Origin of the sequence: Bradyrhizobium sp. CCBAU 11434 (genome assembly GCF_028128895.1) — a bacterium.
GTDB lineage: Bacteria > Pseudomonadota > Alphaproteobacteria > Rhizobiales > Xanthobacteraceae > Bradyrhizobium > Bradyrhizobium zhengyangense.
The window spans coordinates 1-13,910 of record NZ_LBJX01000075.1; the positions used below are offsets into that span (position 1 = coordinate 1).

At 57.5% G+C, this 13,910-nt stretch carries 13 protein-coding genes and 1 pseudogene; 8 read left to right on the forward strand and 6 right to left on the reverse strand.

Annotated elements, in window-relative coordinates; genetic code table 11:
* Positions 1-9: 9 nt before the first annotated feature.
* Both XI06_RS15980 and ehuB read right to left on the reverse strand, forming a co-directional pair.
* Entirely contained in the window at positions 10-1,356 is a 1,347-nt protein-coding gene (locus XI06_RS15980; protein WP_271605843.1) for an IS5 family transposase, read from the reverse strand.
* Positions 1,357-1,907: 551 nt separating this feature from the next.
* Positions 1,908-2,765 carry an ectoine/hydroxyectoine ABC transporter substrate-binding protein EhuB gene (ehuB, locus tag XI06_RS15985; RefSeq protein WP_271605844.1) on the reverse strand — a complete coding sequence of 286 codons (858 nt, stop codon included), beginning with the start codon at positions 2,763-2,765 and terminating at the stop codon, positions 1,908-1,910.
* A gap of 806 nt (positions 2,766-3,571) precedes the next feature.
* On the opposite strand from ehuB, the gene XI06_RS15990 reads away from it, so the two are divergent.
* A complete protein-coding gene (locus XI06_RS15990) occupies positions 3,572-3,748 on the forward strand; it encodes a hypothetical protein (protein WP_271605845.1) in 177 nt (58 codons plus the stop codon).
* A 605-nt stretch (positions 3,749-4,353) separates the two neighbouring features.
* On the opposite strand, the gene XI06_RS15995 is transcribed toward XI06_RS15990, so the two are convergent.
* A complete protein-coding gene (locus XI06_RS15995; protein WP_333909338.1) occupies positions 4,354-5,241 on the reverse strand; it encodes an IS1 family transposase in 888 nt (295 codons plus the stop codon).
* 117 nt (positions 5,242-5,358) lie between these two features.
* Between XI06_RS15995 and XI06_RS16000 the strand changes: the two genes are divergently transcribed.
* The 5 genes from XI06_RS16000 to XI06_RS16020 all read left to right on the forward strand — a co-directional run bounded on the left by XI06_RS16000 (position 5,359) and on the right by XI06_RS16020 (position 8,591).
* Positions 5,359-5,646 (forward strand): type II toxin-antitoxin system RelE/ParE family toxin, encoded by a 288-nt coding sequence (locus XI06_RS16000; protein ID WP_271605847.1) that lies wholly within the window; start codon positions 5,359-5,361, stop codon positions 5,644-5,646.
* Positions 5,646-6,794, forward strand: coding sequence for an ImmA/IrrE family metallo-endopeptidase (locus tag XI06_RS16005; protein WP_271605848.1), 1,149 nt, complete (start codon positions 5,646-5,648; stop codon positions 6,792-6,794). The genes XI06_RS16000 and XI06_RS16005 overlap by 1 nt, the downstream gene beginning before the upstream one ends.
* A 9-nt stretch (positions 6,795-6,803) precedes the next feature.
* Positions 6,804-7,310 carry a hypothetical protein gene (locus XI06_RS16010; protein WP_271605849.1) on the forward strand — a complete coding sequence of 169 codons (507 nt, stop codon included), beginning with the start codon at positions 6,804-6,806 and terminating at the stop codon, positions 7,308-7,310.
* A 251-nt stretch (positions 7,311-7,561) separates the two neighbouring features.
* Positions 7,562-7,735, forward strand: coding sequence for a hypothetical protein (locus XI06_RS16015; RefSeq protein WP_271605850.1), 174 nt, complete (start codon positions 7,562-7,564; stop codon positions 7,733-7,735).
* A gap of 484 nt (positions 7,736-8,219) precedes the next feature.
* The gene (locus tag XI06_RS16020) at positions 8,220-8,591 is read left to right on the forward strand and encodes a helix-turn-helix domain-containing protein (RefSeq protein WP_442869453.1); all 372 of its coding nucleotides are present in this window, start codon (positions 8,220-8,222) and stop codon (positions 8,589-8,591) included.
* On the opposite strand, the pseudogene XI06_RS16025 reads toward XI06_RS16020, so the two are convergent.
* Positions 8,528-8,659, reverse strand: a pseudogene (locus tag XI06_RS16025) (IS630 family transposase); the annotation flags it as partial. The gene XI06_RS16020 and the pseudogene XI06_RS16025 sit on opposite strands and share 64 nt — an antisense overlap.
* A 229-nt stretch (positions 8,660-8,888) precedes the next feature.
* Between XI06_RS16025 and XI06_RS16030 the strand changes: the two are divergent.
* Together XI06_RS16030 and XI06_RS16035 are read left to right on the forward strand one after the other, a co-directional pair.
* Positions 8,889-9,626, forward strand: coding sequence for a hypothetical protein (locus XI06_RS16030; protein WP_271605851.1), 738 nt, complete (start codon positions 8,889-8,891; stop codon positions 9,624-9,626).
* A 242-nt stretch (positions 9,627-9,868) separates the two neighbouring features.
* Positions 9,869-10,528, forward strand: a complete 660-nt coding sequence (locus XI06_RS16035) for an isochorismatase family cysteine hydrolase (RefSeq protein WP_271605852.1) — start codon at positions 9,869-9,871, stop codon at positions 10,526-10,528.
* A gap of 1,366 nt (positions 10,529-11,894) precedes the next feature.
* Here the strand turns inward: XI06_RS16035 and XI06_RS16040 are convergent.
* Positions 11,895-12,038 carry a hypothetical protein gene (locus tag XI06_RS16040; RefSeq protein WP_271605853.1) on the reverse strand — a complete coding sequence of 48 codons (144 nt, stop codon included), beginning with the start codon at positions 12,036-12,038 and terminating at the stop codon, positions 11,895-11,897.
* 56 nt (positions 12,039-12,094) lie between these two features.
* The gene (locus tag XI06_RS16045; protein ID WP_271605854.1) at positions 12,095-13,099 is read right to left on the reverse strand and encodes a phosphotriesterase family protein; all 1,005 of its coding nucleotides are present in this window, start codon (positions 13,097-13,099) and stop codon (positions 12,095-12,097) included.
* Positions 13,100-13,910 lie beyond the last annotated feature (811 nt).

Sequence of the window (13,910 nt, forward strand, 5' to 3'; positions counted from 1 at the left end):
AGTCGACCGTTAAGAAGCCGGGTTGAGCTGAGCTGGACAGTTGAGAGCGCGCCAGAGCGAGACCAGCAACAGGCGCAAAAGTTCTCTGAACCAGGCGAGGATGCGGCGAAAGTTGTGACCGACGGCTGAGAGGACGACGTTGGCGGCGTCGCCGGCGCGGCCTTTGAGGTAGCACCGGCCAAGGTGTCCCTCGGCTTTGAGGTGTCCGATGATGGGCTCAATGGCGGAGCGGCGGCGCAGCTCGCGCTTGATGGCGCCGAAGACGCCGCGCTTCTGGCCGGAGATGAAGACGCGGCGGGGATTTTGCGCGTCGTGGCCGCGGTAGCCCTTGTCGACATAGGCCCGCTCGATCGCACAGCCGGTGAGTGTCTCGGTGCGGTCAATAACGTCCCGCAACGTGTGACCGTCGTAAGGGTTATCGGGCAGCGACTTGGCATGCAGCACGAACAGGCCGCCGGGCGCGCGGCGATTGTTGGTGACGATGGAGGCCTTCACCCCGAACTCGTAAGGTGCGGCGGCCTTGCCCTTGCCGATGCACTCCACCTCCGGAGCATGGAAAGAATAAAGCTTGAAGCCGCGCTGGCGCTGCTGCTGCGAGCGGATCTGCGAAGCCCGGCCAAGCGGGAGGGCGAACGCCTCCTCCAGCGTCGCCTGGCCTTCGATCTTGCGGCGAATGTCGCGGATGATCCGCCCGAGCCGGCTGCGCAGGATACGCAGCTGTCGCTGATGCCGGTTGAACTGTTTGGCATGGGCGTAACGGCCCGCCATCATCGCCGCGCTTTTGGCCAAGCGAGCATAGGATTGCCGCAGCCTGACCCCGTGCTTCCTCGCCAGGCGGTTCAACCCCCGGATCGCTGCATGCAGCAGTTTGGCGTCGGTTGGGAAGCTGATGGCCTTCGGCTGCACGGTCGTGTCGACCGTGACCCGCTTGAGGTCTTGGCTGCGCAACGCACCGGCCTCGTGCGCCACGCGAAGGCTCTCCGCCAACAACCGCTCCAGCTTGTCGCCGAGCCGCTTGCGCCAATGGCTCAGGTCTGAGCGCTCGTGCGGGAAAACGTGCTGGAAAAACTCTTCGCCGGTGAAGAACTGGAAGTACGGATCGTGGACCCAGCGCTCGCACACTCCCTCATCGGACAGCCCGTAAATGTGCTTGAGCAACAACAGTCCGATCATGAAGCGGGCCTCGATACCCGGCCTGCCGTTCTCGCTGTAGAGCGGCGCGATCTCCCCGTCGATCCGGTCCCAATCGATCTTGCCGGCAAGCAGAACCAGCTCGTGCTTCATGTTGATGATCTGGTCCAACCGCGCCCGGAACAGATCGTTCGATCCCGTCGTCTTGTGCTTCTTCGGCCGCATCGTCCCTCCGATGCACCACAGAAGCACGGTTCACAACGGAGAGGAATCCACAAAAAACGAATTTGCAAGGTTTGCGGAGCTCAAGCCTCAAATCCCTGCAATCTCAAACGCCATCAAATCCCGAAAACAGACTCCCGCTCAATCGCTTAGAGGCTTGTTCACAGGCGACTATTTAATACAGCAATTCTTGCGAACAAACTTTTGCTACCTTGGGAGCGCCTGGCGCCGGTCCACCGATACCATTTTCAGCGACATCAATACCGATTGGAATCACCGCTTGTACGATAGAAGGCCCTGGAGGCGACAAAAGCTAAGTCAGCTTGCGCGCACGTCAGCGTGAAGGGCCTAAGATCGGCTTCATCACGCCCACTACAGTGACCGCAGCAGCCTGGCATCTCGAATACAGCGGCGTAAGCCAGTGGAGCAATTCCGATCGGCTCCTCGACCAATCGACGCCCTCGCTTGCTTGCAGTGCGAGGGCAGATGCAATTTACGCAAACGCCTCTGTCGATAATTGACCTCGGCTTAATTGTACCCATTTAGGATTGATCTTACTCGCAGCTTGGTACCAGATCGCTGGCCTTGCTGAATTTGGCGAGCAGCTCAGCTTCGATATCGCCGTTGGCGATTCCATACTTTTCGTACAGTGTCTGGATAGTTCCGCTTCGAATCAGGCGGTTGAGCTGCTCATTAAATGCGTCGCGGAACGCTTTGTCCTCCTTCCGGAACGCAGCGCCGGACCCGTCGATTGGTGATTCTTTGTCGACAATCAATTCGAGACCCTTCTGCTCCGGATTGGGAATGCTGAATTGTCCGACAACAAATGCATCCACTCGACGGCCGATGACCGTTGCCGCACCCGCCTGAATATCCGTGACGATCATCACTTGATCGGATTTGACGCCCTGCTTAAGCGCGTACGCTTGCTGAGCTGAGGTGGCAATAGCGGCGAGTTTAATCTCGGGTCTGTGCACAAAGTCTGCCACGCTCGTCAGGTGCTTCGGATTTCCTGGCAAAACGTACAGACCGCTTTGCGCCGCGTAAAACGGCGTCGAAAAGATGACCGCCTTACAGCGCGCCTCCGTGATGTTCAGGCCCGCGCCAATGTAGTCGAACTGTTGGGCTTGCAATCCGGGGATCATGGAATCCCAGCCGGTGAGAACCGGCTTGAGAGCAGGAAGCCCGAGATTCTTGAGCACCATATTCTGCAGATCAACCGAAGAACCCGTCGCCTCTCCGCTCGGGGAGACGTTGATGTAGGGAGGGACCGAGGCCAGCGCCACCTTCGCCTCGCCGGCTTTGCGGATCGAGCCGAAAAGAGTGCCGTCCGTCTCTGCAAATACCGGCAAGGAACAGCCAATCAATGTACACAGCAGGACTAACAGCGAGAGCTTCGGTGTCGGGCGCATAAGGCTTCCTCCTCTGAAGGTTTACAATTTGATCGTGATGGCACCGCCTCCGAACAGACCAATACCAATTTAGGAACGATCAATACCACATCGGAATTAGGTGCTCCCGGTCCTCTTTGGACCAAGGGCCTCTCGTTTCATGTAGCAGGAAGGAAGTCGAACAATGCACGGCCGGCAACCCAGATGATCAACCTTAGCTGCGAGCCGAGATGTCTACTCGAAGGGGTCCACTTACCGCCGGACCGCAGAAACCGGAGCACTGCAGACTGAGATCGAGTTTTTTCGTTCGTTGCTCAGCTCATCTGGCGGACTTCGCAACTCGTATTGGATGTCTGATGCATCGCGACACCGAGTGATCGGCACGACAGAATGCGCTTCGCCGCGATTTCATGCCCACCGGTCGGCTGGCCTACCGCTGGGCCGCGCCGAAGTACAGCGAGCTTTGCTCGTCGTCCGTGAAGAGTGGCTAAGCGATTGAGCTAGAATCGCATTTGTCGTTGTGGACTGTTTTGCGTTTGCAGGGCTTTGATGCTTCGGGCGTCGGAACCTTGCAATTTCATTTTCAGGATTCCGTCGAATCGCCCAACCATGATGCCGTGATCGCATAGGAGGTGGTCGATGCGACCGAAGAAGCACAAGACGACAAGATCGGGCGATCTGTCCGGCAAGCTTGGACCAAATCATCAATATGAAGCACGGTAACCGTCCGGTGAGGCTTTCGATTACCCATATCTCGTGCGTAGGATTTGCATCGGTTGAATCGCCTGTGATTCTGTTTGTGACGCCGATGCGCGGAAGCATCACAGATGAGTGGAGACACGGGAGCCGGTGCTGCAGGCTGGCATGACGACGAAGTCGTTTCGGCAGGGCTGCCGGGCAAGAACCCTGGACTCGAGCTGATCAGCCGGGTTGTTGCGGCCGATAGCATGGTTCTCGTGACAATCAACCTCGACCGGGACGAGCAGGGTCGCTACCACTCTTGAGCTTCTATCCAGTGAAGGCCGAGAAAATCGAAAGCCGGCGGCAGAAGGGTTTTCTAAAGGTTACCCCAAACGTCCAGGGCCCCGCCATTCGGCGGAGCCCCAGATCGTTAGAAGTTCGGGAAATGAAGTTTGCCAGACGCCAACCTGGATCTCTTCACCTTTCGGCTACTTTGCCTCGCAGCCGCGAGCCGCGTGAGGAGGCCGTTCTCACCTCAAAATCACTTCCCACACGCATAACCCTACAGGGTCATCCTAGTTCTTCCAAGGGAATTTTTTGATGGCCCTGCAAGGTAGGTTTCTTTCGAATATGGGCTTTTTTGCCTATTTTGCAAGAGGTTAACGGCCTCCCGAAGGCTCTGCCGGTTCCCGTCTCCGTGGTGGGTTCTCAACTGGTTGTTCGGAACTGCTTCGCGCTGCCCTTGGGGCAGGAACCAAGGCCGGCTTGGGCCACGCGGACCGTTCCCATCGCGCGGTTCGGGCATTCGGTGACCGTCGCCGCGGATTACGGAGTGCGGCCACCCCTGACCACGAGGAGAATTGACCTGCCGGTTCGCTTCGAATGACCCGGTCGATTCCTCCCTTTTTGCCCGGATTGCGGTAGTGTCTCAGTTTGAAATCTCGTCGGCTTCGCGATTCTTGTTGGGGCCGCGAACAGCCGGGACCGGGTTGGCGGCGTCGATCAGTTCAACCACGTCCACCATCTTCATGACGCGGTCGATCAAACCAGCGACCATTGCCGAGGTGGCGCCAAGCGTCTTGTGGACGCGGCAGAAGTTGTAGAACACGAAATAAAGCGCCAGCGCGTGGCAGTGGTTCTCAAACTTCTTGCTAAACGCATTCGTGAGGCGGGTGAACCGGCGCATTGACATACGCGTGGTCAGGTTCTGGCGCTCGGCAAAGGATGTGTTGATGAGCTCCGGGTCCGGCTCTCCCATGATGGCCTGCTTGATAGCTCCGATGCGTTTGGGCGCGCTGTAGCGGCCCGCGTCGGCGTAGTCTGTGGCGAAAATCTTGTTCAGCATCGCACAATCGGCGTCGAAATCGACCGCTGCCACGGCCGTCAAATAGGCTTTGTGGCCATCCGTGGTAAGCTGGACGCGGTTGGCGAGCCGCGCCTTCAAGTCGCCCATGAAGGCGATGCCGGTATGCTGGCTGCGGTCGCCAACGTGCCAAGAGACGATCAGCCTGGAGTCGGTATCAATAGCCGTCCAAGTCCAGACATCGCCAGAGGCCTCACGAGCAGCCTTGGCGAACTTGACGTTCTTCTGCTTGGCGTAGCTGAACGACCAAATCTCATCGCACTGGACGGACTTTGCAGCGACATTGCGCACGGTCTTGTCGTGGAAGGCAGCGCAAGCCAGCCCGGCGTCAATCAGCAGCTTGGAAACCGTGTTGATCGAGCCTCCGGTGATCCGGCTGATCGACCGCATGCTGCTGCCTCCGCAGAGCATCTGGAGGATTTGGACGCGGGTTTCGGTTGGAAGCCTGTTCATGACACACATTCGGCTAAAATAAATAAGCATTGTCAAGCATAAAGTTCATTTTAAGACATTGCATTAAACCGGCTTGAACTATATAAGATTCAATGTCATACGGCTCGGATGGATATCTTGTTCGCCGACCCAATGCTTGCATTGATCGAGACGGAGGACGCGGGACAGACGCGCCTTCCCGTTCCAGTCATCAAGTCTGCCAGGCGAAAACTGACCGTCATTCGTGCCGCGCCGGATGACCGTGCATTGAGGAACTGGAAAAGCTTGCACTACGAAAAACTTAAGGGGAATCGTGATGGCTATCGGTCAGTCCGGATCAACGAAAAATACCGGATTGTGTTCTCGCTCGACGAAACCACTAGGCCGCCCACCGTCACGATAATTGCAATCGAGGATTATCACTGATGGCTCAGGTCAAAATCGCGTCCGTAGACCATCCGGGCACATTCATCGCGGAGGAGCTTGAGGCCCGTGGGTGGTCTCAGGTCGATCTTGCGTACATCCTTGGCATGAAGGTGCAGCAGCTCAACCCGTTGCTTAACGGAAAGGCCAATATCACCGCCGACTGGGCGGCTGCGCTCGGCGATGCCTTCGATATGCCTGCGGAGTTCTTTGCAAACTTACAGAAGCTTTACGAACTTAATCGGGCCAAACCGGTAGATCCAGGAGTGCGAACACGCGCGACTTGGGCGGCGCACTTTCCTGTTCGCGAGATGATAAACCGTGGTTGGATCGAAGACACCGAACCAACCTTGCTTGATGTTCAGATGCTCCGGTTCTTTGGCAAGAATCGAATTGAAGACGTGCCTTTTATTGGGAGCGGTGCGATAGCTGCGCACGCGCCGAAAAAGAGCAGCTCGTATGCCGCCCCAACGGAAATTCAGTATGCTTGGCTGCATCGCGTTATGACGATTGCGAAGATGCAGGAGGCGCCGCTTTATTCCGAGGAAACCCTTAGGAAAAACCTTGGGCGCATTAGGGCGCATCTTCTCGATAAAGAAGATTTGGCGCACATCCCTGAAATTCTTCGTAGCTGCGGCGTTCGCTTTTCGCTGGTTGAAGCTCTTTCCAAGTCGAAAATTGATGGCGTGTGCGTATGGATTGATGGTCAGCCAGCCATCGGCATGACGACACGTCTTGATCGGCTAGATAACTTCGCTTTTGTCCTCCGACATGAAATCGAACACGTACTGCAAGGTGACGGCAGGGAGGAATCGTTCGCGCCCGTTGATGAGTTGGACGCATCGGATGTCGCGGGGGCTTCAGACAAGCCTGAGGAAGAAGTTAGAGCGAACGATGCGGCGGCCGATTTCTGTATACCGAAGGCGCAGTTGCACTCTTTCTTGGCGAGGAAGGGACAGTACATCTCTGAGCAAGATGTAATTGGGTTTGCTGCGCGATTGGAAATTCATCCTGCAATCGTAGTTGGGCAAATCCAGCATAAGCGCCAGAACTATGCGTGGCTGCGCAAATATCAAACGAGTATTCGCGACTACCTGATGGATTGGAAATTCGTCGATGGATGGGGGCGGAAATGCCCCACTGGGCTTTAGGAGGCCAGAATGGCTAATTTCGATGAACAGTTGCTTCAAGCGTGGAATGAGTGGGAAGAGATCACCGGCGCGGCTGCGAACGACCCGGATGACTTCATTACCTGGGCCGTTGAGAATCGACGCCTAGCGCCGAGACCGCAAGACGTTAGGAAGTTTCTTCGTCGGCAGGTCTCGCGTGTTCTGCGGCAGGCCACACGAATGGACGAAGCTGGCTTCGCCTACAGGGCCAAGCAGTCCGTGCTTTCTCTTGAGGAAGATGGCAAGCAGCACCGGTTTTGGTTTGATACTGATAAGGGCGGAACGCCAAATCTGCGGCAAAAGGCCGTCCGGCAGCGTCGTGATGGGATCGCCAGCGATGTATATCGGGCGGTCTGCGACATGGAGCACATGAACAAGGTGTTCCCCGAAGACCCGCAGCTAACTTTCTTCATGGATTTTGCGGACGACGTTGCGGAGCGCCGGGCGGCCGATCTATTGAATAGGGACAGCGAAGACGATCAGGATGAGGCGGCTTAAATGCCCCGTGGACCAAAGGGTGAGAAGCGTCCGGGCGACGTAATAGGCGCCGCAATTATGGTTGGCCGAATCGCTACCGGGGAAATCGAAGAACCCAGAGGCAAGGCCCCTAACCGCGCTAAAGGCGGCAAGAAGGGCGCCAAGGTTCGTAGCCGAGTTCTGACCCCTGAGCAGCGCTCTGAGATCGCCAGAGCCGCCGCTTCTGCCCGTTGGAAAAAGGGCTAGCGGTAAGCTTCGCAAGGGAGGGGGCAATGGATAGGCTTTACGTGCTGGCGACGGCGTTTATTTTGGCGGGCTTTTTGAGTGGGGGCATCTACTCGATATCGAGCAGTAGCGGCGGCACCTATATCGTCAACCGCTTCACCGGCAGCGCCTGGTACTGCTTCGGCAGATGCGTCAGGCAGACCTACGAAAATTCAAACTGAGACGCTACCCGGATTGCGCAGTCACAGCAGTGCGGGCCGCAAGGGCACATCCGAATCTCGACAGCCGAATTCGCGGCCCGCGAGGGACGCCCGATCTTTCCCATTCGGTCCTAAGTTTTGGCCGGCCAGCCCGATCCGCTCACATCGCGGCGGAGCCTAGTCTAGTCACGCGCGATAGGCACTCGAGCGTTTTGTAAATGTCAAACGAGAATGTCGACGGATGTTGTGAAGTGTCTGACGCGGACACCCGGGCGAAGAAGGTTAGATCAGAAGCTAGTTTCCCGAGTCACAAGTTCGCAATCGTAGATTCGCATTAGATTCGCGTCGCTGTGCCAGGGATGGCGGCTGCAACAGCGACGGGCGATCTGATGGCGGCCCAGCGACTTGCGCCCTTGGTATTGAGCGATGATGAGCGTGCTGAACTTCAGTCGCTGATGATGCGGCGAAAGACGGCGCAGGCGTTGGCTCTCAGAGCCCGGATCGTGTGCTGGCCTGCGCGGAAGGCGGTCAGAACAAGGAAGTGGCGGCCAAGCTAGGCCCGGAGCGGGGGACGGTAGGCAAATGGCGGCGGCGCTTTGTGGAGCAGCGCGTGGCTGGGCTGCACGATGAGCCGCGCTCGGGAGCACCGCGCACCATTGACGATGGCCGCATCGAAGCCGTGATCGTGCGGACGCTGAAAACTGCCCCGAGAACGCCACCCATTGGAGTTCTCGGGGCATGGCGAAAGGCCAGCGGCCTGTCGGTGTCGACGGTGCAACGCATCTGGCGGGCCTTCGGGCTCCAGCCGCACGGCGCCTGGATTTGGGATTTTTCGTCCACACAAAGAACGATGGCATGTGCCGGCGGCGAGACGTAAAGGCCGACGACGTCGCGCGCCTTGGCGACGAAGTTCGGATCGGTGGAGAGCTTGAATGTCTCCAGCCTGTCGCAATGTCGAGGGCGGCGAACAGCGATGTGGTGCCGTGCACGAAATCGATGATTCTCGATAGTCCGTCGCGGTCCGATTGTCATATCGGGCGATGGCGGCCTGAACGGCGAATGCCACTTCATCGAAGTTCGCGCCGTTCTTCCTACCAGAATTGATAGTGTCTCGATCCTCGTCAATGCTGTAGCAGCCTAAGGCGCTCGGTGCACTACAATGGAGAAGTGCAGAATGATGAACGTAGCGGACCTGCTGGACGTCTTGCACTTCATTCGCAGCTATGACGCCGCTGCCGCCCAAAAAGGCATCAGGCTTTCGTTGGGCGCCGACTTTCACGAGTATATCTCGATTACGCAGGCGACTCCAACGAAGGGGCCCACATATCCCAATTTCCGACCGGACCGCTCACCAATCAGATCAGGCGAGGGCTTCTGGATGGCAGGCGTTGACAAGAATAACCAGGTAGCGGTTTTGCAGGCTGTTCGACTTTATGATCTTTCGCGCAGCAACTTTGCAGAGCATCTCGAATCCCTAAAAGCGTTCTACGCAGACCCGGCCAAACATGCCCATCGTCAGGACGTGTGCAGTTGTGTTGCACCGAGTGCGAGGACGATGTCCGGTAAAGTGGCCTATCACGGCGACGGCTGGGTCCGACAGGACTATAGAGGAAAGGGGGTGTCCAGGATCATGGCAGCAATAGCATTCGGAGTGTCCTTTGCCATGTGGGCGCCTGACTTCATATGTGGACTGGTCGCGCGCTGGATAATCGATAAGGGCGTCATTTCACAATACGGATATCTACACCATGAGAGAGGCGGGTCGATATTGCGGCTGGTGGAAGAGGAAATCATCGACGATGATTGGCTGATCTGGCTGACCGGCGACGAGTTAAGGAGCCGTGTTGTTCGTGAGCAAAAGGCCGGGCTCTTGCTGGCGTCGGGACCTTCGTCGGCGCATCGGCATCCATAAAACGCCTTGCGAAGTCAAATCTGACCAGTCCTCGCGCCCGAAAAGAAAGGGACAGGACCATTCGCATTGCAGGTTTCGGATGAGAGAACTCGTAGCCTTCGTTAGTCTTACCTACGGTGCTGAGCATGCAAGTCGCCGCACCTGCTGTTCTAAATGGCTAATTTCTTGGTCGGTGATCTGGGAGAACAGCGCAGATGCGGTCTTGATCGCGAACCCGGCTGGTCGACGTGCGAGAAAAAAGGATGTCAACGGCTGAACGCCCGACAACACGCGAGGTGCCACTCAAACCGCCGGAATCGGCGTTGTTGTTCATTGACGTACAGAACTTTTGCGTTCGACGTGATGGCGGCGAGTTCAAGGATGTGCCGGGCGCCGAGAGTGCCGGCAAGTACGGCTATTATTTTGATCGCTTGAAAAGCGTTGCCATTCCCAACATGCAGCGCTTGCAGACGGCGTTCCGTGTGGCGGGCATAGAAGTCCTTTATACAACGATCGAGAATCTCACAAAGGATGGCCGTGATCGTGGTCTGAACTACAAGATCGTCGGCTTCAACGTCCCAAGAGGTTCATGGGATGCCAAGGTGATTGACGAGATTGCGCCTGGCGATGACGAAATCGTGCTCTCGAAATCGTCTTCGAGCGTCTTCGTATCCACCAACATCGATTACCTGCTGCGCAATCTGGGCGTCAAACAGCTGGTTTTGGTGGGGGTCGTTACGGACGAGTGCGTCGAATCTGCCGTGCGTGACGCTTGCGATCTTGGCTATCTCGTGACGCTCGTGCCAGATGCCTGCGCCACCTACAGCCAGGAGCGGCATGACAACAGTTTGCGGGTGACCGAGGGGTATTGCCGTCAGGTCTACACGAACGCGCTGATTGAGGAAGTCGGTGCGGCTTGCTGACATGCGGCGCCCGGCAACAGGCGCTCACGATCAGGAATAAGGTGTTCCAGGCGACGCTTACGCGTGAGATGCTCTCGATGGTGACGACTGCTGCCGCGGCGCTCGACCAGGATCGACGCTACCATCAAGACGGTTTGTCGGTGTTGCAATCAGCTGCGCACGCAGCAAGTTATGGCGCGTGATCACTGATCCTTTCCAGAATTCGTATTTTTCTGGAGGTCAGCCCGCACGGACAGCGTCCCTCCGGATCAGCCCATTCGGCGTAATCGCCGGTCCGGAGCCGGACAACGGGCATGCGGGAGCGGTGCAGGTTCGAAATAACGAGCTCTGTCGCTCTCTCATCATTCCGCGGATTGAGCTCCGCGTAGACAAGGCCTTCATGAAGGTGGTACTCGCCAGGGCCGCACGAGGAGCATTGGAAGCCCAGCGCACCATGGTCTGGTGTCCCAAATACCGAGTGGAACGACAGATCTTCCCCGAATCGCTGCACGAGTCTCGATCGAAGCTGCCCGGACAAGGGCTCGCGGCCTCGAACAATGTGCCTGATCCCGTCGTAAACCAGACCGCCAAGTTCCATGTACGACAGCAGTGGAAGGAGAGCGCTCACAGATCCAAGGATTGCGGTTGCCCACACCGCTCGCATGATTTCAACATTCTCTCGTCCTCTCTTGCAATCCTCGACGGGTATGATCGTGCACGCCGTTCGTGACAAGGCGTACAGGTTGCAATAATCCGCCTGAGATGTCCCGCTCCGCGATAGTACGAGCACCCTGTCGTCACAGGTGATGCCTGAAAGATGGTACGCCTTTCCATCGAAGCATGCATTGTACAACATCTCTTCATGCGTTCCGATGAGGGGCCTTGGTTTCCTCGGCGACCCTTCTGTGAAAAGGATAACGTCAGAGGCAGGGAATGATCGGCCGGCTTCCGGCGGAACGCGCGAACGCAGATGCCTGAGGTGATCGCAGACGTCGCTCACGCCCACCATTTCCCAGGACAGATCGATGTCGGCCAATGTCGGTTGCGCGGACCCTGCCGGGAATTGATGGCGCGTGCTAGGATGTCGGATTGCCCTGTGCCATAGCCTGAGTAATGACCGCCGATGGTAGTCAGCGCGGCTTCGAGCAGGAATGAAGTCCACGTCAATCGGGTTAACTTTCTGGTCCATGGGCTCCTCAGGAGGGCATGGCATGAGTATCGTTTTCCGATGCGCCTTGCAGAATCCGGCATGAACTGCATGGCGCTGGAACGCTCTGTATCAAGGGGAACGGATGCGATCTGCGGTGTTCGCTCAGTGGGGAAGCGACCCCTATTCTGAGAGATGTCGCTGATCGATTCGAGGGAAGCCTGGCCGTCCTATCAAACTTCAGGCGAGGCTGTCTGCAAACGGGAACCTGCCACGCGCGGTGACTTCGTCGACCCATTTGCCAGCGCCGGCATCGGCCACCAGCTGGCCGTAAGCAGAGCCATTCAACTGCATGCATTCGTGCAACTGCACTGCAATCATCAAGCCAAAAGCGCCGACGAAAGGGGTCCGTCGTTACATGATGCAATGTAGTGTGCGCTCTAGTTTTCTGCATTTTCCGGCAAAACCGTACCGGCAAAGAAACGTCGAGGATTGTCCTCCAGGATTGAGACGATATCCGTTTTGCTGACGCCGCGGGCACGTAGCATCGGGATGAAGTCGGTGAACATGTAGGTGTGCTCTTTCCAAAGCCTTTGTGACTTCAATTCTTCGATTCTGGCGATCTCCTCGGAAGTCAGCCGGAGCGCCGAAGGCTTGCCAAGGTGACCGCAGAGGCGATCCATGCTCAACATCACCTGCGAGCGAAAACCATCGCGCACGAGCTTCGCCACATTGCTGGCGCGAACCTCGTCAGGCTGGAAGTGGTTTGCCCCGATTTGATCGAACCCGATGTAAGAACCACGATCGACGATCCGTCGATGGTAAAGGTGATCGGCGTTGCTGCAGCAATGCCCGATGAGGCATCGATGGGCGGCAACGCCGCCGATCGCGAACAGCTTCTGCTGTTCGGGCCCGGCGTACCCATCCGTGGTATGAGTAATTATCGGCACTCCCGTTGCTCTCTGTGCGATACAGGCGGCGGCGAGGAATTTCTTCTCCTGATCGGTGACAGCCGGCGCGCTCGTCGAGACTTTGAGGGCGCCCGCCTTCACGCCAGTTTCGCCGATCCCATGGGTGATCTCGCGGATATAGAGCTCCGCGATCTCATCTTCGGTGCGGGCGCGCCAGTAGAACGGCAGCCCCCTCTCCTCGTAGTAGAATCCGGTGGTGCAAATGATCTGCATGCCGGCTTTTTCAGAAACCTCTTTCATCAGGGTGACGTCGCGGCCGAGCTCGATTGGACAGGGGTCGACGAAGGTACGTACGCCATGGTCAGTACGCAGTTGCACCAGTCGCCGGACGGCCTCCGCAATCAAGTCCGCACGGCTGAATGTAGCGAGCGGATCGAACCAGGCGCCTGGAAAGGCGATGAACAGGTGCTCATGCATCAGTGTGCGTCCGAGGCTCTCGACCGGGATCGCCCCCGTAACCGTCTCAATCATCATGGGAAACAGTTCTCCTTACGTGCTTTTTTCCGCGGGAATATCGGGTTGCTTCCCGGAACCAGGCACTCCATCGCTTTGGGCTGCTGTTCTGGCCGATGGCGCCCATGCGCCCCATGTCTCTCTTTGCCTCGACATTTGGATGGAGGGCGCAGATACCAAAATGAAGAGCGGCCGCCATGGGTGACCGGCAATTGAGCCGGCGGTCTTGCTGAAAAACGCCGCCTCGCCAGTTGATCAATGACGACGTCCATGGCCCAGGTCTCGTTAGGGGGCATCGCGAGCTTGCCACGATGGCGCAGCGTGGCCCTGACGCCATCCCTGCGTGTCCTTTTGCTGCAATTGCGGACAGAACTCCACTGGAGAGCTCGCCTGTTTTGATCTGCACGTGGCGCCATCCTTCGTGACGCAACACGATGGACCCGGCGATCCCCGTTGCGAAGCGAAGAGGGAGTGTTCGTTCCACGGCATCTGGCAGATTCGGCTCGCATCAAGAGCGCAGATGCTGGGAGAGGCCGCATCGACAAGGCGCCCGAGCGTAGATCCGGTTTGAGCGAGAAGGCTCAAGGGCTGTGGCGCTCCCGATGATGGATTGACCTGAGTTACCCACGTGCATGAGTTGGGCCAGGTATGTCGACGAAAACTGCTGCGAGACGTCCAGGTAATTGTCGCGTTTGCAACAAATTGTCAGATTACTGACGGTCGCAGGTCTGTTTCCGAACAGAAGCTCCTGGTGTGCCGCGCGAACTCCAGATAGCTCGCAGTATCGAGAATGCGGTCGGTCGGCTACCGCATCGTTGCGGCAGTCCTCCTC

Excerpts from the sequence above, each read along its gene's own strand:
- XI06_RS16045 (WP_271605854.1), bottom strand. The coding sequence starts at position 13,099 with ATGATGATTGAGACGGTTACGGGGGCGATCCCGGTCGAGAGCCTCGGA.
- ehuB (WP_271605844.1), bottom strand. The coding sequence starts at position 2,765 with ATGCGCCCGACACCGAAGCTCTCGCTGTTAGTCCTGCTGTGTACATTG.
- XI06_RS16030 (WP_271605851.1), top strand. The coding sequence starts at position 8,889 with ATGATGAACGTAGCGGACCTGCTGGACGTCTTGCACTTCATTCGCAGC.
- XI06_RS16015 (WP_271605850.1), top strand. The coding sequence starts at position 7,562 with ATGGATAGGCTTTACGTGCTGGCGACGGCGTTTATTTTGGCGGGCTTT.
- XI06_RS15990 (WP_271605845.1), top strand. The coding sequence starts at position 3,572 with ATGAGTGGAGACACGGGAGCCGGTGCTGCAGGCTGGCATGACGACGAA.
- XI06_RS15980 (WP_271605843.1), bottom strand. The coding sequence starts at position 1,356 with ATGCGGCCGAAGAAGCACAAGACGACGGGATCGAACGATCTGTTCCGG.
- XI06_RS15995 (WP_333909338.1), bottom strand. The coding sequence starts at position 5,241 with ATGAACAGGCTTCCAACCGAAACCCGCGTCCAAATCCTCCAGATGCTC.
- XI06_RS16005 (WP_271605848.1), top strand. The coding sequence starts at position 5,646 with ATGGCTCAGGTCAAAATCGCGTCCGTAGACCATCCGGGCACATTCATC.
- XI06_RS16035 (WP_271605852.1), top strand. The coding sequence starts at position 9,869 with ATGTCAACGGCTGAACGCCCGACAACACGCGAGGTGCCACTCAAACCG.
- XI06_RS16010 (WP_271605849.1), top strand. The coding sequence starts at position 6,804 with ATGGCTAATTTCGATGAACAGTTGCTTCAAGCGTGGAATGAGTGGGAA.